Here is a 19,778-nt window from a genome sequence, read left to right on the forward strand (position 1 = left end):
CCGCCTTGACTTTCCGGGCCTGACAGGGTGTATCGGCGCGACGAATTCTGCGCCCGAAGGGATATGATCCATGCACGCCTATCGCAGCCACACCTGCGCCGCACTGACCGCCGCTAATGTCGGTGAAACCGTTCGCCTGTCCGGTTGGGTGCATCGGGTCCGAGACCACGGGGGCGTCCTGTTCATCGACCTGCGCGACCATTTCGGTGTGACACAAGTTCTGTGCGACGGCGACAGCGCGGCTTTTGCCGAGCTTGAGAAAGTGCGCTCGGAATGGTGCATCCGCATCGACGGCACTGTCAAAGCGCGTGCCGCCGAACTGGTGAACCCGAAGCTGCCCACCGGCGAGATCGAGGTGTACGTGCGCGAGCTGGAAGTTCTGGGGGCCGCCGAGGAACTGCCGCTGATGGTGTTCGGCGATCAGGAATACCCCGAGGAAACACGCCTGCGCTATCGCTACCTCGACCTGCGCCGCGAAGCGATGCAGCAAAACATGACCCTGCGCTCGGACGTTGTGGCCTCCATGCGCAAGCGTATGTGGGATCAGGGGTTCCGCGAGTATCAGACGCCGATCATCACCGCATCCTCGCCCGAAGGCGCGCGCGACTTTCTGGTGCCGTCGCGTCTGCATCCGGGCAAGTTCTACGCGTTGCCGCAAGCCCCGCAGCAGTTCAAGCAGCTGATCATGGTGTCGGGTTTCGACAAGTATTTCCAGATTGCGCCCTGCTTTCGTGACGAAGACCCGCGTGCCGACCGCTCACCCACCGATTTCTACCAGCTTGACCTCGAGATGTCCTTTGTCGAGCAGCAGGACGTGTTCGACACGATCCAGCCCGTTCTGACCGGCGTGTTCGAAGAGTTCGGCGGTGGCCGCAAGGTCGATCAGGAGTGGCCCCAGATTTCCTACAAGGATTCGGCGCTGTGGTACGGCACGGACAAGCCCGACCTGCGGAACCCTATCAAAATGCAAGTGGTCTCTGACCACTTCCGCGGGTCTGGCTTCGCGATTTTTGCAAAACTGCTCGAACAGGAAGGCACCGAAATTCGCGCTATCCCCGCGCCAACCGGTGGCAGCCGCAAGTTCTGTGACCGCATGAACGCATTTGCCCAGAAAGAGGGTCTGCCAGGGATGGGCTACATCTTCTGGCGCGATCAGGGCGAAGGGATGGAAGCCGCAGGCCCGCTGGCCAAGAACATCGGCCCCGAGCGGACCGAGGCTATCCGTCAGCAATTGGGTCTGGGTGTCGGCGATGCGGCGTTTTTCCTGGGCGGCAAGCCGAAAACCTTTGAAAAGGTTGCAGGCAAGGCGCGCGACGTGATCGGGGAAGAGCTTGGCCTGACCGAGAAAGACCGCTTTGCCTTTGCCTGGATCGTTGATTTCCCGATCTACGAACAAGACGAAGAAACCGGCGCGATCGACTTTGAGCACAACCCGTTTTCGATGCCGCAAGGCGGCATGGACGCGCTGCAGGGCAATCCGCTGGACGTACGTGGTTATCAATACGATCTGGCCTGCAACGGGTATGAGCTGGTCTCGGGCGCGATCCGGAACCACAAGCCGGAGATCATGTTGAAAGCCTTTGAACTGGCGGGCTATGGCGAGGACGAAGTGAAATCCCGCTTTGGGGCCCTGTTCAATGCCTTCCACTACGGTGCGCCGCCACACGGTGGATGCGCTGCTGGAATCGACCGGATCGTGATGTTGCTGGCGGATGAGGCCAATATCCGCGAGGTCATGATGTTCCCGATGAACCAGCGGGCCGAAGACCTGATGATGCATGCGCCGTCGGACCCGACGTCAGATCAGCTGATGGAACTGGGCTTGCGCCTTATTCCGCAGGACTGAACGAGAGCCGCCCGCATCAAGCGGGCGGTTTCATTTTGATGCCAGCGAATACTCGCGGGTCAGTCCAGCGGGTTGTTCAGATCGCCCCGGTTGACCCGAATAGAGCGCGCAGTCTGCCGTGTTTGGCGATAGGCCCAGATGCACAGAAGCGTCGCGGTGATGAAGTAGGCTGCAATCACGTCAAATCGCCTTTCTTTGTTCCAAACGGTTCTGCACCATGCCGGCGACCTGCGCTGCCTGCGCCGTGATTGGTGCACCGTTCGCTCGTGACAGCGCCAGCTTTCGGGCGGCTTCTGCCAAGGGTCTGTCATCGGCTTCCCGTGCGACCCCTTGCAGGAACTGGGCGGCGTAATCCCATGTGCGATGATCGTTGGGCCCGGTAAGGACATCGGCGATGTGCGCCATGTCGTCCTGATAGGCCATCGGGTCGGGGCGGATGACTTCATCTCGAACCGAGTGGAGCCCGCTTGGGCGTCGATCTTCGGGCAGGCGCTCCAGGATGGACTTCTGAAAATAAGACAATGATTTTATCGGCTTGGACAGGAAACCATCCGCCCCGGCTGCGTGGGCCAGACCTTCGGTGGCGTCATCGCCCGACAGGCCCATGATCACGCTGATCCGTGGTGAAGCGTCGGCCAGTTCGGCGATCAGGTCAGCTCCGGACCCGTCGGGCAGGCCCATATCGACCAGAATGACCGAAGGGCGATAGATCTGCAGGTGTCGCCGTGCTGATTTCAGGCAGTCAGCGCGTCGGATGCGTGCGCCGCTGTGCAGGCACATCAGGCGGATCGCGTCGCAGGCATATCGGCTGTCTTCAACAACCAGAATTGTCTGTCCCAGCAAGGGCCGCGTTGCGGTGGGCGTGGCGGCGGTGGTGGCAATGAGGCCCGAATCGTCCATGGCAGCTCTCCTATCCAGCAGATGCTTCACGCTAGGAACTTCTGGCTAACACGACGTTAACGCGCGATTTGGCGCACTTGTCCTTTTGCAGAGCAGCCCCCATAACCCACGCAACGCAGGACATCAGGAGTGAGACATGATTGGGCGTCTGAACCACGTTGCCATCGCCGTACCCGACCTTGAGGCGGCATCCGAACAGTACCGCAATGCGCTGGGCGCCAAGGTCGGCGCGCCTCAGGACGAGCCGGATCATGGCGTCACGGTTGTGTTCATCGAACTGCCCAACACCAAGATCGAACTTTTGTACCCGCTTGGCGACGACAGCCCTATCAACGGGTTTCTGGAAAAGAACCCGGCAGGCGGCATTCATCACGTATGCTATGAGGTCGAAGACATCATCGCCGCCCGTGATCATTTGAAAGCGACCGGTGCCCGTGTTCTGGGGTCGGGGGAGCCCAAGATCGGCGCGCATGGCAAGCCGGTGCTGTTCCTGCATCCCAAGGACTTCAACGGCTGCCTTGTCGAGCTGGAACAGGTATGATCCGCAAAACCCGGAGGGGCTGAAGTGACCATTACTGCTGCATTGGTGCTGTTTGCCGTCATCTGGTTCATGACGTTGCTAGTGGTTTTGCCCATTCGCATCAAAACTCAGGGTGACCTGAACGATATCGTTCCGGGCACCCATGCGGGTGCGCCGGAAGTCCATCATCTGAAGGCAAAGATGTGGATCACCACCGCCATTGCTGTGGTTTTGTGGGCTATCATTGCCGGGATCATCATATCTGGTGTGATTTCAGTGCGGGACTTCGACTGGCTGAACCAACTGGAGCCGCGCTAATCTGTGTCAGACCTTTTGGCCTGACACAGCATGAAAAATATGGGTGAATGTCGCCGCGCCAAGGATCGGGATCACCAGATTCAACAGCGGTATCGACAGCGGAATGGCCATCAGCGTTCCAGCGACCCAGATCGTGGTCGAATGCCTGGCCCGCAGTTGGCGTGCGCCATCCCGTCCGATCCGGCGCATGGCGGCCAGCGTGAAGTATTCCCGCCCCAACAGGAACCCGTTCATGGCCCAGAAGATGAAGGGCGCAAACGGGGTGAAGATCGCATAGACGATCAGCGCCAGCAGGTTTGCGACAATCAGCACGCCAAGAAAGCTGAGGCCGTCCAACAGGGCTTCTGACACCGGGATGCGTCGTGCATTCGGCAAGACTGGAAAGTGCTTGTCCTCGACCGCCTGTGCCACCTCGTCCAGAAAGATCGATGTGATGGCTGACGCCACCGGCACCATCAGGAAAACAGGCAAGATCAGGACGAGAACGATACCTGAATAGTTCAGAACGTCATTCAGCCATGGCACTGCGCCGACGAACGGCAGAGAGATTTCACTGCCCGACAACCAGTTGATCAAACTGATCGCACCCGCACAGGCGAGACCCAGCAACAGGATGGTCAAACCTACACCGCGCAGCAGAACGGCGCGGAATTTGGGATCTCCGATCTGGCCGAGCGCGCTGAAGAAGGCGTTCAGGATGATCATTCTGTGATCCATTCCGTTATGGCCGCCACATCGGGCCGCGGGCGCTCGGGTGGGGCTGTTCCTTCGGTGGCGATATGTATCAGCCCGGCGACACGTTCGTTGTCGGCAAGCCCAAATGCGTCGACGCAGAAGTCGTGGTCATGGGTTTGCCAACCCGATAGCCAGTTTGCGCCCCAGCCTGCGGCCAGCGCGGCATTCAGCAGGGCCAGACAGACCGCGCCCGCAGAATAGGTTTGTTCGATTGCAGGTATTTTTTCGGACGGTTTTTGTACTTCGATCACCGCTACGGCCAGATGTCCCATGTCAAATTGGCTGCGTGCTTTTGCAATATCTTCCGGACTTTTCTTCAGCCTTTGCCCGCAGGTTTCGGTCAGGGTTGCCAGTCTTGCCATGGCCCCCTGTTCCAGAACGATAAATCGCCAGGGTTCCAGTTTTCCGTGATCGGGGCTGCGTGCAGCTGCGATCAACAAGGGGCGCAACTCGTCCGGTGTCGGGGCCGGGGCAACCAGTGTCTTGGCAGGTCGGGACCGGCGCGACTGCAAAAACTCCAGAGCAGCGGGGTTTTTCATGGACATATGTTAACTTCCTTTACATCACGTCTCTGTATCTTGGTCGGCATGCCGAGGGTTTCAAGGGCGCGGCGACGGATCGCGTGGATCAATTTCATTCCACTGCCCATCATGCAAGACTATTGAGGGAAGGGGCCAAAATGGTGAAATCCAAACTACGAGATCTGCCGGATCTCCGCGCGCACGCGCACGCCGGGGCAACGTTTCATCTGAAAGTTACACCCAAGGCCGCGCGCGACCGGGTGGTCGTGAAAGACGGGCAGATCAGGGTATTTGTCACGGCACCGCCTGACAGCGGCAAAGCCAACCATGCGGTTCAGGTGATCCTTGCGAAATGTCTTGGCGTTGCCCCTTCGACACTGACACTCAAGCAGGGGCAAACCGCGCGCAACAAGGTGTTTGTCTATGTGCCCTAAGGCCCCGTTTCACGGATCTGGTAAACCCCCTCGGGCAGGTCCAGCGCTGCGGCCAGATCGCGGACCTGTTCGGGCGACAAGGTGATCTTTTGCACCTGGTCGGTTCGCGGATCAAACTGTTCCAGCGTGACGCATTCGGCGAAATTGTTGATCACAACATCTTCCTGCAAAGGTTTTTCACCTTCGTCCACAAGCGTTATGACCGTCGAGTCGAATTCATGCTCAATCGAAAACATAAGGACAGAGTGCAAGCCGTCGACGCGCAATGCAAGACGTTCGTTTCAAAGCATTGTGTGGTCACTCTGAACAGCACGTACTATGTTGAAATCACGGTCAGACCGAGCCGAAGGATGTAACATGCGCAGACGCTTTGTTTTGGTGCTTCCCCTGCTGCTTGCGGCCTGTGCGGAAGGTGCACTGCGCGTGCAACCCGCCGCGGATTGGCTGGGTGAAGGGCCGGAGTCCGAAACCATGGCCCAGACCTTTCGCGAAGTCAGCCAGAACATTGGGGCCGAGGCTCGCAGCCAGTGTTTGAAACAATCAAGGCCTCAGAAATGCGATTTCCGGGTTCTCGTTGATCTGAACCCACGTGCGCCGGCCAATGCGTTTCAGACATTGGACGACCAGAAGCAACCCACCATAATTTTTACACTTGCGATGATCCGTTCCGCGCAAAACGCAGACGAACTGGCTTTTGTCATGGGGCATGAGGCGGCCCATCACGTGCTGGGGCACATCGCACGGCAAAGCGAAAATGCCAGCGCAAGCGCGACTGAGTTCGGAAAGGCCGAGAAGCTGCGCGGGGGCGACGCCGCCGACATAGAAGAAGCCCAGAAAGTTGGGGCGCAGGTAGGCGTGCAGGCTTATGTGAAGGATTTTGAGCTTGAGGCTGACCAGATGGGCACGATCATTACGCATAATGCGGGCTACAACCCGCTGATCGGGGCAAAGTTCTTTGATCGGATTCCGGATCCCGGCGACAGGTTTCTGGGCACCCACCCGCCAAACGCGCAGCGCGTTCACATCGTGCTTGAAACCGCGATGCAACTGGGACTGACGCAATGACCGATCTTGTGCGCCTTGGCGTGATTTTGACGGATCGCGGGTCGAAATATGCGGTATCTGGCGCGCCTGTGGCGTCACGCGCGGACGTTGACGCGGTTTTGGACCAACTGAAGTCCGATAAATCCTATGCCAAGGCCACACATAACACCTGGGCCGCCTCTTTGCCGACCGGCGCGCTGAAGGCTGATGATGGGGAGAGCGGCGCTGGTATGGTAATCCTGCGGATGATCGAACGTGCAGGGCTGGACAATCACGTGATCATCGTCACCCGCTGGTACGGAGGCAAAAAGCTGGGCGGGGACCGCTTTCGCCGTGTTCAGGATGCAACTCGGGCCTATCTGGATCACATCGGCATCCAATCTTGACCTGTGTCAAAGTCTGACGCCCCGGATGCGCTACGATTTCGCAAAGCGCGAAAGGGAAAGGATACAGTATGCCCACCCGAGAGTCCTTGCGGCTTCATGCCGGATTGGTGGACGATATGGCCAGAATGCTGGACATCGATCTTGAGGAAGCAGCCATTGGTGGCAAAGTATCTGTCGACCAGATTTCCGAGGCAGTTCTGCGATGTACTGACTGTCCGAACCCGGATCATTGTCAGGACCTGCTCAAGAAAATGGCGACCGCCGGGCGGACACCGGAATATTGCCGTAACCAGGAATTGTTACACAAACTAATGCCTTAACTGTCAGGTTCGCCATGCCACGACTCGGTGAAATCATGGCCCATCTTCGCCTCGTACTGCGGATGGGCGAGGTCACAGGAACCGACCTGGCCGCAGCCTATCGGGATGGTCACCTGAAACATGAGGATTGGGCCGAGATCGTGCAGCAATGCCGTGGCTGTGCGTGGGCCAGAAACTGCCCGGAATGGTTGGAGCAACGCGAACAGATTGATCAAGCCCCATGCACGTGCCCGAATCGCGAGCGATTCACGGCTCTCAAGTCGTTGCAAGCGGAGGACGCGTGATGCCTCGGGACATCTTGGGCGAGGTCGAAAAGCACTTTTGGTTGACGCGTTCTGTTTCCCGAAGCATGGGAATTTCACTGAGCGAAGCCATGGCCGAAGGGCGGCTGTCGCCCGAAGGATACGCCGAATTGGTCACGCGCTGCCGGGCCTCAGGCTGTGACACGCAATGCGCCAACTGGCTGGCTCAGCGACAGAGCCCGGCGGATGTGGCCCCGGATTTTTGCGCAAATTCAGAGACGCTGAACAGATTAAAGGTCTGATTTAAGGTCTTTGTGGGTTCCATCACACAACGGCGGGTTCGCACTATGTTTGCAACCGCAAAAGAAGACCTTCTTGTTGGTTTCAGCTGTGTATTTCACAGGTTCGAGCCCGCTGCCCTTATGTGATCCATCGCAAAAGGGTTGCCGGTTCGACTTTCCACATGCGCACCAGAAATAGGTTTTGCCTTCGACAACCTCGACTGGGAAAGGAGTTTTCTGGGCGATAACTGGCGTGTCAGGCATGTGGCTTCTCCGTCTTTGGCTGAAACGTCACACAGTTTAAGGCGATGCAGACAAAAAGGTAGCAATAATGCCGTGAGGATCGTTATTTGGGTTTCCAACTGGCATGGAATCGCTCTGTCTCACAATGATGTGATTGATGCTGTTGCCAGATTGCCGTTCAACCCGTATTCTGGTGGCGGCCCCGAAAAGCTGGGCAATATCAGAAAAGTAATAGAGGATTGACGGACATGAAACTGAAACTTGCAGCCGTTGGCGCATTTGCTCTGGTCCTGACCGCTTGTGCGCAGCAGGAAGAACCGACCCCTGTTTACGTACAACCCGACTACGACAAGTATGGCTCGGCCAGCTGCTCGGCAGGCTATGAACTGGCAACAACCGAAGCAGGTCAGACTGTCTGCAACCCGGTTTCTCAGTAAGCTTATCGCAGGCGGTCTGATTGCGGACCGCCTGCACCATTTTCAGGAATTATCGCCGCCATTCATGGCGGTTTATTTCTACCTGCGCTGTAAGGGGTAACTATTCACCCGAGGGCATTATGGGCAGGTTACTGGCGTCAAACGGGTTTCCCCCACAGATCGTATTCCCCCGCCTCGTCCACTTCGACCGTGACGATATCGCCGGGTTTGAGGCTTTCGAAGCCCTCGTCAATGAACAGGTTGCCGTCGATCTCGGGCGCGTCCGATTTGGTGCGGCAGGTGGCGGCTTCGTCATCCACTTCATCGACGATTACTTGAAGCGTTTGTCCGACTTTAGCTTGCAACTTGGCTTCTGAAATGGCCTGAGCCTTTTCCATGAAGCGATCCCACCGCTCTTGTTTGATTTCGGCCGGGACATGATCAGGCAGGTCGTTTGAGCGCGCACCATCCACGTTTTCGTATTGAAAACAGCCGACACGATCCAGTTGCGCCTCGTCCATCCAGTCCAGCAGGGTTTGGAATTCGGCCTCGGTCTCACCCGGGTAACCGACGATAAAGGTCGAACGCAGGGTGATATCGGGACAGATTGCGCGCCAGGCCTGAATTTCGTCCAGAGTTTTGGCCGCTGCGGCGGGGCGGGCCATCCGTTTCAGAACATCCGGGTGGGCGTGCTGGAACGGGATATCCAGATAGGGCAGTATGTTGGACCCGGCGTCCGCCATCAGCGGGATCAACTCGCGCACATGTGGATAGGGATAGACATAGTGCAGCCGTACCCAGGCATCCAACTGACCCAGTTCTCGGGCCAGATCGGTGATGTGGCTGCGCGCCTCGCGGTCTTTCCACGGGTTCACATCGTATTTCCGGTCCAGCCCATAGGCCGAAGTATCCTGCGAAATCACCAACAGTTCACGCACGCCATTTTCGACCAGCTTTTCCGCCTCACGCAGAACCGCATGGGCCGGACGGCTGGCCAGTTTTCCCCGCATATCGGGGATGATGCAGAACTTGCATTTGTGGTTACAGCCCTCGGAGATTTTCAGATAACTGTAGTGGCGGGGGGTCAGTCGAACACTGCTGGCGGGCAGCAGATCGACGAACGGGTCAGGGTCAGGGGGAACGGCGGCGTGAACCGCATCCAGTACCTGTTCGTACTGATGCGGACCGGTGACCGCCATGATGCGGGGGTGGTGTTCGCGGATGTAATCCGGTTCGGCCCCCAAACAGCCGGTGACGATGACCTTGCCGTTTTCAACCAGTGCCTCTCCGATTGCGTCCAGCGATTCCGCCTTGGCGCTGTCGAGGAACCCGCAGGTGTTCACAATGACGGCATCGGCCCCGGCATAATCGGGCGAAATGCCGTATCCTTCAGCACGAAGCCGGGTCAGAATGCGTTCGCTGTCGACCAAAGCTTTTGGACAGCCCAGCGACACCATACCGATCGTCGGCTGGTTTGAACGGGGTGTCTCGGTGATCCGGGCGGCCGGAGCCAGGTCAGGGCGGAGGTTTGGCGGGTTCGTCGTCATGGCGCGGCATATAGTGGGGAAAGCTTCCCCTTGCAAATGTGACGTGCGATTTGAATGATCGCGGCAAAGACAAGCCAAAAGGCGGAGAGCAGATCATGAAATGGCTGATACGCATCCTGTTTATTGTTGTGGCGGTGGTTGGGCTGGTCATTGGCGCGCTATTGCTGATGCCCGGCGACAAGCTTGGCGCGATTCTGGCTGAGCAGGTCAAAGCCCAGACAGGGCGCGAACTGACATTGAGCGGCGATGTGCGCCTGTCGTTCTGGCCGGTACTTGGGATGGAAACCGGGCCTGTGCGTTTTGGGAACGCCAGCTGGGCCGGGCCAGAGCCGATGTTGAGCGCTGATAGCCTTGCCGTGGGCGTGGATGCTGCTGCGCTTTTGAATGGGGATCTGCGGATCAAACGCGTTTTCGCGGAAAACCCGGTGCTGCGGCTGGAACGTTCGCAAGGGCGCGGAAACTGGGAGCTGAGCGCGCCTGTGACCACCGCGACTGCCACACCGTCTGCGGGGACGGTTCCGGCAGGCGCATCGTCGACCGTAACTTTGGAAGAGTTGCAGCTAAATAATGCGCGACTTATCTATGTGGAAGACGGTGCCACGCAGATGGATTTTCCTGATGTCACCTTGTCGGCCAGTTGGCCTCAGGTCACTGCGCCGATGGTAATGGAAGCATCAATGCCTGTACCCGGAGGTGCTGTTCAGGTTGATTTGAAGATCCCGGACTTGCCAGCTTTTGCCGCAGGGTCCGTAACCGCGCTTGAACTGGCCCTGACTGCACCGGGTGGTGAGATAGGCTTTGACGGCCACGTCAATCTGGCCGGAGAGATGGACGGGACCACAAAGATCACCACCCGAGATACGGAAAAGATGCTGGCGGCCTTCGGTCAGGCGGGTGTGGCTGTGCCGTGGGGATTGGGTAACGTTGCCGATATCTCTGCGCAAATGACCTATACGCGGGACGGTCGGATTTCCCTGCGGAACATGACAGCGCAGTTGGATGGCAACCGGTTCGTCGGAGAGGCGGATATCACCATTTCCGATCCCCCTCAGATCGTCGCACGGTTGGATGCGGGCGATCTTGACCTGTCAAAGATATCCGAAACCGGCGCCGGGTCGGGTGGCGCGTCTCAACCTGCGTCACCAGTTCAGGAAGGCTGGTCAAAAGACCCAATCGACGCATCCGCATTGGCTTTGGCGAATGGCAATATTCGCCTGACGGCCAACTCAATCGCGGTTCCCGGCATGACCTTTGGGAAAAGTGACCTGACACTGACACTGGATCGCGCGCGGGCGGTTCTTGCGATGCATCCGGCGACGTTGTTTTCGGGTCAGTTGAACGGACAGGTGGTTGCCAACAATCGCAATGGCTTGTCCGTGGGCGGCAAGGTAACGGCAAGTGAGATTGATCTGAAACAGGCGTTGTCGACACTGGCCGGTGTCGAACGCCTGTCGGGAACCGCGGCAGGAACCATTGAGTTTCTGGGTGTCGGTCGGTCTGAGGATCAGATCATGCGGTCTCTCAGCGGTAAGGGAAATCTGGATGTCGGGACGGGGGTAATATCCGGTTTCGATCTGGATCGACTTATGGGGCAGGGGACCGGATCGGGCGGAACAACGGTGTTCAACAGCCTGTCGGCCAGCTTCACCATCGATCAGGGTGTGTTGACGAATAACGATCTGCTTATGTCGCTTAAGAATTTCCGCGCCGATGGTCAGGGGGTCGTGGGGCTGGGTGTGCGCAATATCGATTATCTGTTCACGCCCGTAGCTTTGCGTGCCAATTCGGGGCAGGGCATCTCGGTGCCTGTGCGCATCGTTGGCCCGTGGAGCAACCCATCAATCAAGCCGGACCTGACCAAGGTCATCGAAGCAGCGGCAGATGTGAAGGTCAAAGAGCTGGAAAACGACGCGAAACAGAAAGTTTTCGAGAAGGTTGGAAACGAGCTGGATACCACCATCACGGACAGCGATCAGATCGAAGATGCGCTCAAGAACAAGCTGGAAGAAGAGGCGAAGAAAGGGCTGCTCAAACTGTTTGGCGGAAACTGAGCAAGTGTTGCGCTTGGGACAATCAGATATGCCCCAAGCAGTTTTCTTCAGATGGTCTGGTCGTAATCTCCAACACCGGGTTCGGTTCTGATCACCGCATCGATATCGACAAAGATCGCCCGCATCTCAGCCTCGCTTTCGCTGCTTTCACAGACGACCACCAGATTGGGTGTGTTGGATGAAGCCCGCACCAGCCCCCAGCTGCCATTGTCCAGAATGACACGTGCGCCGTTCACCGTAACGACCTCTTTGATCGCACGACCAGCGAAAGTCTCATTAGCCTCGCTTTTGGCAACCAACTTGTCGACCAGACGCTGCAGGATATCGTATTTTTCGGTATCTGCTGCATAAGGTGACATCGTGGGCGTCGACCAGGTCTTGGGCAGCGCCTTGCGCAGGTCTGACATGCTTTGATCCGGGTTGCGGTCCATCAGCTTGCAGATCTCGACCGCGACGCGCATTCCGCAGTCATAACCGCGCCCCACCGGTTCGGCTAAAAAGTAGTGACCTGACTTTTCGAACCCAGCCAGCGCACCGATTTCCTTGACGCGCCGTTTCATGTGGCTGTGGCCGGTTTTCCAGTAATCTGCTTTGACGCCAAGGGCCTGCAACTCGGGATCGCTGGCAAACAGGCCGGTGGATTTCACATCAGCGACAAAGGTCGATCCGGGGTGCAGCTTGGCCAGATCGCGGGCCATGATCACACCCACCTTGTCGGCAAAGATCTCTTCGCCTTCATCATCGACGACGCCGCAGCGATCACCGTCACCATCAAACCCAAGTGCCAGATCGGCACCGCTGGATTTTACCGTTGCCGCCATGTCATGCAGCATTTCCATCGCTTCGGGGTTCGGGTTGTAGTTTGGGAAGGTGTAATCCAGCCGGTTATGGCTGGAGACGACTTCAACCCCCATCCGTTCGAAGATTTCGGGCGCAAAGGCCGAAGCGGTGCCGTTTCCGGTTGCGCAGACAACCTTTAGCGGGCGGGACATTTTGAAATCGCCGACGAGGTCGTCAATATAGGCTTCTTTCACGCCCTCGACGAATTCCCAAGATCCACCCTCATGCGTCTGACCTTCGCCGTTCAGAACGATGTCGCGCAATTCAGACATCTCGTCGGGGCCGTGTGTCAAAGGACGGTCAAAGCCCATTTTTACACCGGTCCAGCCGTTTGGATTGTGGCTGGCCGTAACCATCGCCACGGCCGGTACATCCAGATGAAACTGTGCGAAATAGGCCATCGGGCTAAGCGCAGGGCCAATATCTTTCACGCGGATACCGGCCTGCATCAATCCCAGGATCAGGGCGTTTTTGATCGCCAATGAGTAATCACGGTAGTCATTGCCGACAGCGATCACGGGCTCGATCCCGCGCCTGCGCATTTGGGTACCCAGCCCAAGGCCCAGCGCTGTCATGCCTGGCAGGTTGATCTCTTCCGGATATTTCCAGCGGGCGTCATATTCGCGAAACCCGGTGGGTTTGATCATCGCGTCGCGCAGAAAACTCCAGGTGTTTGGTGTTACCTCGGGAATTGGTTTGGTCATAACAAGTCTCAGTAGTTAAATCTGAATAGGATCAGCTTTGGCCAGCGCATCGAAGCGCATCAAAGTGTCAATGAGTTGGGGCATCTGATCCAACGGAATCATGTTGGGCCCGTCCGAAGGAGCATTGTCCGGATCCTGGTGTGTTTCAATGAACACCGCGCCAATACCCAGCGACACGGCGGCGCGCGCCATGACCGGAGCAAATTCGCGTTGCCCACCCGAGGAGCCACCTTTTCCGCCCGGTTGCTGCACGGAATGGGTCGCATCCATCACTACTGGATACCCGGTCTGGGCCATTTGCGGCAGGGACCGCATATCAGCCACCAGTGTGTTATAGCCGAACGAAGTGCCACGTTCGGTCAGCAGGATATTATGATTCCCCGTGCTTTCGATCTTGGACACGATATTGGGCATCTCCCACGGCGCGAGAAACTGACCCTTTTTCACATTGACCACAGCGCCCGTATTGCCCGCAGCCAGCAGCATATCCGTCTGGCGGCACAAAAACGCCGGGATTTGCAGGACGTCTACCGCCTCGGCGGCGATGGCGCACTGCGCTTCGGTATGAACATCGGTCAGGACCGGAATGCCCATTGTCTTGCGGATGCTATCCAGAACCTGCAACCCGGCATCAATGCCCATGCCGCGCTTGCCGGACAGTGAGGTCCGGTTTGCCTTGTCATAAGACGCCTTGAAGACATATTGCGCACCGGCTGCATCGCAGGCCTCTTTCATCTTGCCAGCAATCATCTGTGCGTGGTCTGCCGTTTCAAGCTGGCAGGGGCCCGCAATGATAGTCAGCGGAAGGTCGTTGCCGACTGTCAGGTCGGAGATTTTTACATGTTTCATGAGTCTTATGAGGATACCTGTTCACGAAGGACCGACGCGGTAAGCGAGATCATGAGGTAGATACCAGCAAACAACAGGAATGCCAAAATCGTATTTTCGAACTTGCGCGGATAGCTGGGTTCCTGACTGGGTATCGGGTTCACCGAGACGGTCAGGTAACGCACCTGCCGGTTAGCTTCGGATCGGGTCGATTCCATTTGCTGCATTGCCGTTTGCAGCATCATGTCCCGCGCCGCCAGATCCGCCTGAGCGATCTGGATGCGCACGCTCAACCGCGCCAGCGAATTTTCGCCATCGGAAGCATCCTGCATCTCGGCATTCAGTTGTTCCAGCACCTTTTCAAGCCGGGCAATGTCAGCCTTGACGCCGTCGACCTTAGCTTTGTTCGGGCGCAGGTTGTCTTGCAGAGCGGCAAGTTCAAGCTCTTTGTCCTGCACCAATATCTCGATCTCGTTGATGCGTGCGCGCAGGCTGGCAATGACATTCTCGGGGTCCAGCACCGCCCCTTGAAGCTGAAGTTCGATCAATTCCTCCTGCGCCTGCCGCCGCGCCTCCTGCGCCGCTTCAAAGCTTTCCAATGCGTCGCGCATCTGGTCTTCACGCTTCTTGCCGGACAGGGCATTCACCCGGGCTTCCGCGTAAGAGATCAAACGCTCCGAGAACTCGGTCGATGTCTGTGCGTCCGGTGCAACAACCTCCATCCGAATGACCCCTTCGGTTGGGTCATACCCGATGGTGATCATGCGTTTGAACAGCTTGTATGCGTCTTCCAGTGTGGCGTCGGGTGATAGCCTTTGAATCGGATCAATTGATTCCTGCTTGAAGACATCAGAAAAACCGGCGTCCCGATCCAGCAGCAACAAAGCCTCTTTCGATTCCAGGAAAGACTGAACGGAGATAGAATCCTGCGTGGTGGCGAATTGCGTCCCGGCAAGCAGCCCGCCGATGGAACCCGGCCCGCCATCGGCTTGCAGGATCAGAAACTCGGAATCGCTGGCATACATCGGGGTGGCGATGCGATAGAAATAGAACCCCACAACAAAGGTCGGCAGAAACACAAAGGCGGCCAGACGCGCGAAAAGGCCAAACAGTTTACGCCTGCGCCGACGCGCGATGTCCTTCTGAATCTGACCGATTTCAAGGTTGCGCCGCTCAGCCGGGCTGAGCTCGGGTCCCGGAAGGTTTGGCGTGCTTGCGCCTATGGATTGCGGCAACTGAATGCTGATCTTGTCTTTGACCTTCGAACTGTCGCCCTGTCCCGAGGGCTTTGCCGCGGCAAGATCAAGAAGGTTCGTGCGCTGAAACGGATCAATGCCTTTCTTGCGCAGCAAGCGCACCGCATCATAGTCCGATGTTGCCGCCAGTCCGTGTTTCTGCGCGAGTTTACGCGCAATACGCAACTGGCGGCCTGTCAGGCCTTCGCGCTTGATGTCGTCAATTTGCGTGCCTGGCTGGGCCTCGGCCGCCGGTGCCTGACCTTGCGTCGCGCCCCGTATGCGCGAGATTGCATCCGCTCGCGCCTCGGCCGAATCGTCCACCTGTCGATTGCTGCGCCAGTTGTACTTTCTAACCTTGGGTTTCGTAGTCATATAGCTGCTTTGCCTCTTCCAAGGAGTCAAACATGTACAATTGCCCGTCCAGCAGAACGGCGGCCTGCTGCGCGAATTTTTCCAAAACAGTCGGGCTGTGCGACACGATCACCAATGTCGTGGTGCGCAACCTTTCCTTCAGGATCGCCCCTGCCTTCTCGTTGAATTCAACATCTGTAGACGCCGGCATCCCTTCATCGACAAGATACATGTCGAAATCCAGCGCCAGCATCAAAGAAAACGTGAATCGAGACCGCATCCCCGAAGAATAGGTGGACAGCGGCTGTTCGAAATATTCACCCAAACCGCAGAGCCATTTGCAATACGCCTCAACATAGTCCGGATCCATGCCGTAAATCTTGGCGATGTATCGCGCGTTCTCAAGCGCCGACAACTTGCCGGTTACACCCCCGGTGAAACCCATGGGGAACGAGACCCGGCATTCGCGGCGGATCACGCCCTCGTCGGGTTTTTCCAGACCGGCCATCATGTTGATCAGCGTGGTTTTGCCAGTACCATTCGGGGCCAGAACGCCCAGCGACGTGCCCAGTTCGACACGGAACGAGACCCTGTCCAGGATCACCTTGCGGCGCGTCCCGGTCCAGAAGGACTTGCTGACATTGTCGAACTCTAGCATTCGGGGCCTGCTGCTCGTTTCCGTTGTGTCGCCGCGCTTTCAGGCGGTCAGAAAGGATGGTTTTTACCGTTCCATGTTGGCTACATTATGTCGAATTATGAAACAAATGTTCAATGCGTTGCTGCCGACCCCTCAAACAACTGATCGGTTGTCGGCAATTCCGCTGCACTTCTAGAAATCTACCGCACCATTATTATGTGGTTTCACACCTGATCCTTGCAAAACAGCTTTGGGAGGTTTTGCAACAAGATGAAAGATTTAGATGGCGAAATCCGCGCGTGCCGCCTGTGCGCCGCGTCCTTTGCGCAAACCAAAACTGCCCATGAACCCCGCCCGGTGGTTTGGTTTCGGCGCGGGACACCCATCCTGATCGCAGGGCAGGCACCGGGTGCGCGCGTGCACGAGTCGGGGCAGCCCTTTACTGACCCGTCAGGCGATAGGCTGCGCCACTGGCTTGGGGTCGATGAACCTGTTTTTTATGATCGTGACCTTGTGTCGATTGTGCCCATGGCATTCTGTTTCCCCGGCTATGATGCCCGCGGCGCGGACCTTCCTCCGCCCGCGATATGCGGCAAAACCTGGCATGACAGGGTGATGCAGGAACTGGGGCAGGTGCCGTTGACGGTGTTGGTCGGTGGTCATGCGCATAAATATCATCTGGGCGCGCGAGGGTCGGTGACGGATACCGTTCGGAACTGGCAGGACCATGCGCCGCGGGTCTTTGCCTTGCCTCATCCGTCCTGGCGGAATACGGCATGGGTAAAGAAAAACCCGTGGTTCGAGGCAGAACTGCTGCCGGTTCTGCGCGCGCGGGTCCAAGAGGTGCTGAATGACTGAAACCACAGCGTTGGACACGGCGCATGCCGCGATGCTGGCAGATCCGCAGAACGATGCTGCCCGTCTGCGGTTTTTTGAACGGCTTGCAGATAGTGAGCTGTTTTTGATGCTGACCGAGGAAGCGATGGGCGAAAACATCTCGCCCGAGGTGTTCGATGTGGCCGATGGGCGCTTTGTGTTGGCTTTCGACCGCGAGGAACGATTGGCGCGGTTTGCCGGGCGGCCCGTGCCTTATGTTGCGCTGTCGGGGCGTGTGTTGTCGGGGATGCTGGCAGGGCAGGGTATCGGGCTGGGCCTGAACCTGGAAACTGCGCCATCATCCATGCTGGTGCCTGCCGAGGCCCTGGGCTGGTTGGCCGAAACGTTGCAGCATGGCCCCAAAGAGGTCGAGGAAAAGCTTGCCGAGTTCATGCCGCCCTCCGGTCTGCCGGACAGCCTGTTGACCGCCCTTGATGCAAAGCTGGCAACTGCTGGCGGGCTTGCCAGTGCGGCCTATCTGGTCGCCACGAAATCCGAAGCGGGCGCTCAGGGTCATTTGCTGGGGTTTGTCGGTGCGGTCGAAGGGGCCGAGCCAGCGCTGGCCAGGGCAGCTTCAGAGGCGTTGACGTTTTCGGGGATCGAAGCGGGGGCGATAGATGTCGGGTTCTTTGCCACAGATGACGCCGCTGCCGCGCTGCTGGCGAAGACGGGGCTTCGCTTTGACCTGCCCGAACCGCAGGTTGCAGATCTGGTACGCGAGGTTCCGGGCAGCAATCCCGCGAAACCGCCAATTCTGAAGTAACGACCAAAAGGCAAACACGCGGCGCATATTGCGCCGCGTGGTACCAGGATCGGACGCTGCTATTCCGCAGCAGCTTCCAGTTTGTCCTGCGTACGTGTTTCGAAATCGCTGGCGTCGTGACGCTCGTGAAGCTGTGTGTGCGGCTCGCCAAAGGCGCGGTTGACCATACGGCCACGCTGAACCGCAGGTCGTGCGTCAATCGCTTTGGCCCAGCGCACCACGTTCTTGTAGGATTCCGCGTCAAGGAACTCTGCCGCGCTGTACAGTCGGCCCAGAACCAGTTGACCGTACCACGGCCAGATCGCCATGTCGGCAATGGTATATTCCTCGCCCGCGATATAGGTCTTGTTCGCCAGTTCCCTGTCCAGAACGTCCAGCTGGCGTTTTGCCTCCATCGCAAAGCGGTTGATCGGGTATTCCCACTTTTCGGGCGCGTAGGCGTAGAAATGGCCAAACCCGCCGCCCAGATAAGGGGCGCTGCCCATTTGCCAGAATAGCCAGTTCATGACTTCGGTCCGTTCCGGCCCGGACGCGGGCAGAAACTCTCCGAACTTCTCAGCCAGATGAAACAGGATCGAGGCACTTTCAAACACCCGAACCGGCTTGTCGCCAGAGCGATCCCAAAGGGCGGGGATTTTCGAGTTTGGGTTGACCTCGACAAACCCTGAACCGAACTGGTCGCCCTCGCCGATGTTGATCAGCCACGCGTTGTATTCAGCGCCTTCGTGACCCAATGCCAGCAACTCTTCCAGCATTACGGTGACTTTGACACCGTTGGGCGTGGCAAGGGAATACAACTGCAATGGGTGACGTCCAACCGGCAAGTCCTTGTCATGGGTTGCGCCGGCAATAGGTCGGTTAATGTTGGCGAACTGTCCGCCACTTTCACTGTCCCATGTCCAGACTGCAGGTGGGGTATACGAAGATTGGTCGCTCATTTCTTGCCTTTCATGCCTTTGTCCGGGCCGCGTTCGATGCAGTCTTACAGGTAGTGTTGCAATCCGCCGAGTCCAACCCAGCTTTTCCGGCATAATTTGTAATAATCCGCGACCAAACTCTCACGTTTGCTCGAGAGGGGTCACAGCGGCGCGAGGAGGGCTACGAACAGAATGGGAATCGCATATTGTTTTGCCAGACCTGCCATCACGGCGTCACCGATACCGCTGGAACGAAAAGGATAAACTACATGAAACGCTTTGCTTTGACCTTTGCTGCGGCCATGGCCCTAGCCGTTCCGGCATTTGCCGGGCCGCAATATATTGACGGCACAGGGTTTGCCGTCTCGGGGTATGATGTTGTCGCCTATCGCAACCTGGATCAGGTACCGGTAGGTCAGCCACAGCACGAAGGCGTGCGTGGCAATGCCAGCATTACTGCCGAATACAATGGTGCAACCTGGGCATTCTCGTCCGAGGAAAACCGCGACAAATTTCTGGAAAACCCGGCCTATTATGCGCCGCAATATGATGGGCACTGCGCCTATGGCGTGTCGCGCGGTGGCAAGGTTCCGGCAAACCCGAACTTGTGGCGGATCGTTGACGACAAGCTGTATCTCAACATCACGGATGTGGTCGTCGGGTTCTTCGAAGAAGACATTCCGGGCAACATCAACCTTGCTGAAGGCAACTGGCCGGGTATCGAGCCGTCTGACGCCTCGACCAGCGTGATCCCGAAATTTACCTCGGAAGGTCCGGTGAAAAACTGACCTGGCCGCAAATGCACAAAGCCCGGCTTAAC

General features: G+C 57.7%; 25 protein-coding genes. 14 read left to right on the forward strand and 11 right to left on the reverse strand.

Annotated elements, in window-relative coordinates; translation table 11 throughout:
• Nucleotides 1–70: 70 nt before the first annotated feature.
• Complete coding sequence (aspS, locus tag ACR0AP_RS06000) at nt 71–1,846, forward strand: aspartate--tRNA ligase (RefSeq protein WP_480487603.1); 1,776 nt, start codon at nt 71–73, stop codon at nt 1,844–1,846.
• Nucleotides 1,847–2,026: 180 nt separating this feature from the next.
• Here the strand turns inward: aspS and ACR0AP_RS06005 are convergent, their stop codons facing one another.
• Nucleotides 2,027–2,746, reverse strand: coding sequence for a response regulator (locus ACR0AP_RS06005; RefSeq protein ID WP_480505952.1), 720 nt, complete (start codon nt 2,744–2,746; stop codon nt 2,027–2,029).
• Between the two features lie 136 nt (nt 2,747–2,882).
• Here ACR0AP_RS06005 and mce point away from each other — a divergent pair, with 136 nt between their 5' ends.
• Together mce and ACR0AP_RS06015 are read left to right on the forward strand one after the other, a co-directional pair.
• Complete coding sequence (mce, locus tag ACR0AP_RS06010; RefSeq protein ID WP_170346086.1) at nt 2,883–3,287, forward strand: methylmalonyl-CoA epimerase; 405 nt, start codon at nt 2,883–2,885, stop codon at nt 3,285–3,287.
• Nucleotides 3,288–3,311: 24 nt separating this feature from the next.
• The gene (locus tag ACR0AP_RS06015; RefSeq protein ID WP_267364249.1) at nt 3,312–3,584 is read left to right on the forward strand and encodes a DUF1467 family protein; all 273 of its coding nucleotides are present in this window, start codon (nt 3,312–3,314) and stop codon (nt 3,582–3,584) included.
• A 6-nt stretch (nt 3,585–3,590) separates the two neighbouring features.
• On the opposite strand, the gene ACR0AP_RS06020 is transcribed toward ACR0AP_RS06015, so the two are convergent.
• Together ACR0AP_RS06020 and ACR0AP_RS06025 are read right to left on the reverse strand one after the other, a co-directional pair.
• Nucleotides 3,591–4,289, reverse strand: coding sequence for an EI24 domain-containing protein (locus tag ACR0AP_RS06020; protein WP_480505955.1), 699 nt, complete (start codon nt 4,287–4,289; stop codon nt 3,591–3,593).
• The gene (locus ACR0AP_RS06025; protein ID WP_480487608.1) at nt 4,286–4,864 is read right to left on the reverse strand and encodes a nitroreductase family protein; all 579 of its coding nucleotides are present in this window, start codon (nt 4,862–4,864) and stop codon (nt 4,286–4,288) included. The genes ACR0AP_RS06020 and ACR0AP_RS06025 overlap by 4 nt, the downstream gene beginning before the upstream one ends.
• A gap of 134 nt (nt 4,865–4,998) precedes the next feature.
• Between ACR0AP_RS06025 and ACR0AP_RS06030 the strand changes: the two genes are divergently transcribed.
• Nucleotides 4,999–5,274 carry a DUF167 domain-containing protein gene (locus ACR0AP_RS06030; RefSeq protein ID WP_480505957.1) on the forward strand — a complete coding sequence of 92 codons (276 nt, stop codon included), beginning with the start codon at nt 4,999–5,001 and terminating at the stop codon, nt 5,272–5,274.
• Here the strand turns inward: ACR0AP_RS06030 and ACR0AP_RS06035 are convergent.
• On the reverse strand, nt 5,271–5,510 hold the full coding sequence (locus tag ACR0AP_RS06035) for a hypothetical protein (RefSeq protein WP_267364243.1): 240 nt from the start codon (nt 5,508–5,510) through the stop codon (nt 5,271–5,273). The two genes, ACR0AP_RS06030 and ACR0AP_RS06035, sit on opposite strands and share 4 nt — an antisense overlap.
• Nucleotides 5,511–5,631: 121 nt before the next feature.
• Here ACR0AP_RS06035 and ACR0AP_RS06040 point away from each other — a divergent pair, with 121 nt between their 5' ends.
• The 5 genes from ACR0AP_RS06040 (at nt 5,632) to ACR0AP_RS06060 (ending at nt 7,568) form a co-directional block, all read left to right on the forward strand.
• Nucleotides 5,632–6,339, forward strand: a complete 708-nt coding sequence (locus ACR0AP_RS06040; RefSeq protein ID WP_480505959.1) for a M48 family metallopeptidase — start codon at nt 5,632–5,634, stop codon at nt 6,337–6,339.
• On the forward strand, nt 6,336–6,704 hold the full coding sequence (locus ACR0AP_RS06045) for a YigZ family protein (RefSeq protein ID WP_209504743.1): 369 nt from the start codon (nt 6,336–6,338) through the stop codon (nt 6,702–6,704). The genes ACR0AP_RS06040 and ACR0AP_RS06045 overlap by 4 nt, the downstream gene beginning before the upstream one ends.
• Nucleotides 6,705–6,772: 68 nt before the next feature.
• Nucleotides 6,773–7,024, forward strand: coding sequence for a DUF6455 family protein (locus tag ACR0AP_RS06050; protein WP_209504742.1), 252 nt, complete (start codon nt 6,773–6,775; stop codon nt 7,022–7,024).
• A 14-nt stretch (nt 7,025–7,038) separates the two neighbouring features.
• Nucleotides 7,039–7,308, forward strand: a complete 270-nt coding sequence (locus ACR0AP_RS06055; protein ID WP_209598012.1) for a DUF6455 family protein — start codon at nt 7,039–7,041, stop codon at nt 7,306–7,308.
• On the forward strand, nt 7,308–7,568 hold the full coding sequence (locus tag ACR0AP_RS06060) for a DUF6455 family protein (protein WP_209504740.1): 261 nt from the start codon (nt 7,308–7,310) through the stop codon (nt 7,566–7,568). Before ACR0AP_RS06055 ends, ACR0AP_RS06060 begins: the two co-directional genes overlap by 1 nt.
• Here the strand turns inward: ACR0AP_RS06060 and ACR0AP_RS06065 are convergent.
• On the reverse strand, nt 7,557–7,811 hold the full coding sequence (locus ACR0AP_RS06065; RefSeq protein WP_480505962.1) for a CDGSH iron-sulfur domain-containing protein: 255 nt from the start codon (nt 7,809–7,811) through the stop codon (nt 7,557–7,559). The genes ACR0AP_RS06060 and ACR0AP_RS06065 overlap by 12 nt on opposite strands.
• Nucleotides 7,812–8,038: 227 nt before the next feature.
• Here ACR0AP_RS06065 and ACR0AP_RS06070 point away from each other — a divergent pair, with 227 nt between their 5' ends.
• A complete protein-coding gene (locus tag ACR0AP_RS06070; protein WP_209504738.1) occupies nt 8,039–8,227 on the forward strand; it encodes a hypothetical protein in 189 nt (62 codons plus the stop codon).
• A 137-nt stretch (nt 8,228–8,364) separates the two neighbouring features.
• Here the strand turns inward: ACR0AP_RS06070 and rimO are convergent, their stop codons facing one another.
• Nucleotides 8,365–9,753, reverse strand: coding sequence for a 30S ribosomal protein S12 methylthiotransferase RimO (gene rimO / locus ACR0AP_RS06075; RefSeq protein WP_480505964.1), 1,389 nt, complete (start codon nt 9,751–9,753; stop codon nt 8,365–8,367).
• Nucleotides 9,754–9,848: 95 nt separating this feature from the next.
• On the opposite strand from rimO, the gene ACR0AP_RS06080 reads away from it, so the two are divergent.
• The gene (locus tag ACR0AP_RS06080) at nt 9,849–11,804 is read left to right on the forward strand and encodes an AsmA family protein (protein ID WP_480505966.1); all 1,956 of its coding nucleotides are present in this window, start codon (nt 9,849–9,851) and stop codon (nt 11,802–11,804) included.
• 47 nt (nt 11,805–11,851) lie between these two features.
• Here ACR0AP_RS06080 and ACR0AP_RS06085 read toward each other — a convergent pair whose 3' ends face one another.
• From ACR0AP_RS06085 to ACR0AP_RS06100, 4 genes are read right to left on the reverse strand one after another with little or no spacing between them, the layout of a single operon-like run.
• Nucleotides 11,852–13,348 carry a phosphomannomutase/phosphoglucomutase gene (locus ACR0AP_RS06085; protein WP_480505968.1) on the reverse strand — a complete coding sequence of 499 codons (1,497 nt, stop codon included), beginning with the start codon at nt 13,346–13,348 and terminating at the stop codon, nt 11,852–11,854.
• A gap of 15 nt (nt 13,349–13,363) precedes the next feature.
• On the reverse strand, nt 13,364–14,197 hold the full coding sequence (gene kdsA / locus ACR0AP_RS06090; RefSeq protein WP_480487624.1) for a 3-deoxy-8-phosphooctulonate synthase: 834 nt from the start codon (nt 14,195–14,197) through the stop codon (nt 13,364–13,366).
• Nucleotides 14,198–14,202: 5 nt separating this feature from the next.
• The gene (locus ACR0AP_RS06095; RefSeq protein ID WP_480505970.1) at nt 14,203–15,786 is read right to left on the reverse strand and encodes a KpsE/RkpR family capsule polysaccharide export protein; all 1,584 of its coding nucleotides are present in this window, start codon (nt 15,784–15,786) and stop codon (nt 14,203–14,205) included.
• Entirely contained in the window at nt 15,764–16,423 is a 660-nt protein-coding gene (locus ACR0AP_RS06100) for an ABC transporter ATP-binding protein (protein ID WP_209504732.1), read from the reverse strand. Before ACR0AP_RS06100 ends, ACR0AP_RS06095 begins: the two co-directional genes overlap by 23 nt.
• Before the next feature lie 249 nt (nt 16,424–16,672).
• Between ACR0AP_RS06100 and ACR0AP_RS06105 the strand changes: the two genes are divergently transcribed.
• Nucleotides 16,673–17,260, forward strand: coding sequence for a uracil-DNA glycosylase family protein (locus ACR0AP_RS06105; protein ID WP_267364354.1), 588 nt, complete (start codon nt 16,673–16,675; stop codon nt 17,258–17,260).
• Nucleotides 17,253–18,041, forward strand: a complete 789-nt coding sequence (locus tag ACR0AP_RS06110) for an SseB family protein (RefSeq protein WP_480505971.1) — start codon at nt 17,253–17,255, stop codon at nt 18,039–18,041. The genes ACR0AP_RS06105 and ACR0AP_RS06110 overlap by 8 nt, the downstream gene beginning before the upstream one ends.
• Before the next feature lie 59 nt (nt 18,042–18,100).
• On the opposite strand, the gene yghU is transcribed toward ACR0AP_RS06110, so the two are convergent.
• Complete coding sequence (gene yghU, locus ACR0AP_RS06115) at nt 18,101–18,979, reverse strand: glutathione-dependent disulfide-bond oxidoreductase (protein WP_480505973.1); 879 nt, start codon at nt 18,977–18,979, stop codon at nt 18,101–18,103.
• A gap of 248 nt (nt 18,980–19,227) precedes the next feature.
• On the opposite strand from yghU, the gene ACR0AP_RS06120 reads away from it, so the two are divergent.
• Nucleotides 19,228–19,746 carry a YHS domain-containing (seleno)protein gene (locus ACR0AP_RS06120; protein WP_480475567.1) on the forward strand — a complete coding sequence of 173 codons (519 nt, stop codon included), beginning with the start codon at nt 19,228–19,230 and terminating at the stop codon, nt 19,744–19,746.
• The last annotated feature ends 32 nt before the right edge of the window (nt 19,747–19,778 follow it).

This window comes from Ruegeria sp. AF7, from assembly GCF_056541885.1.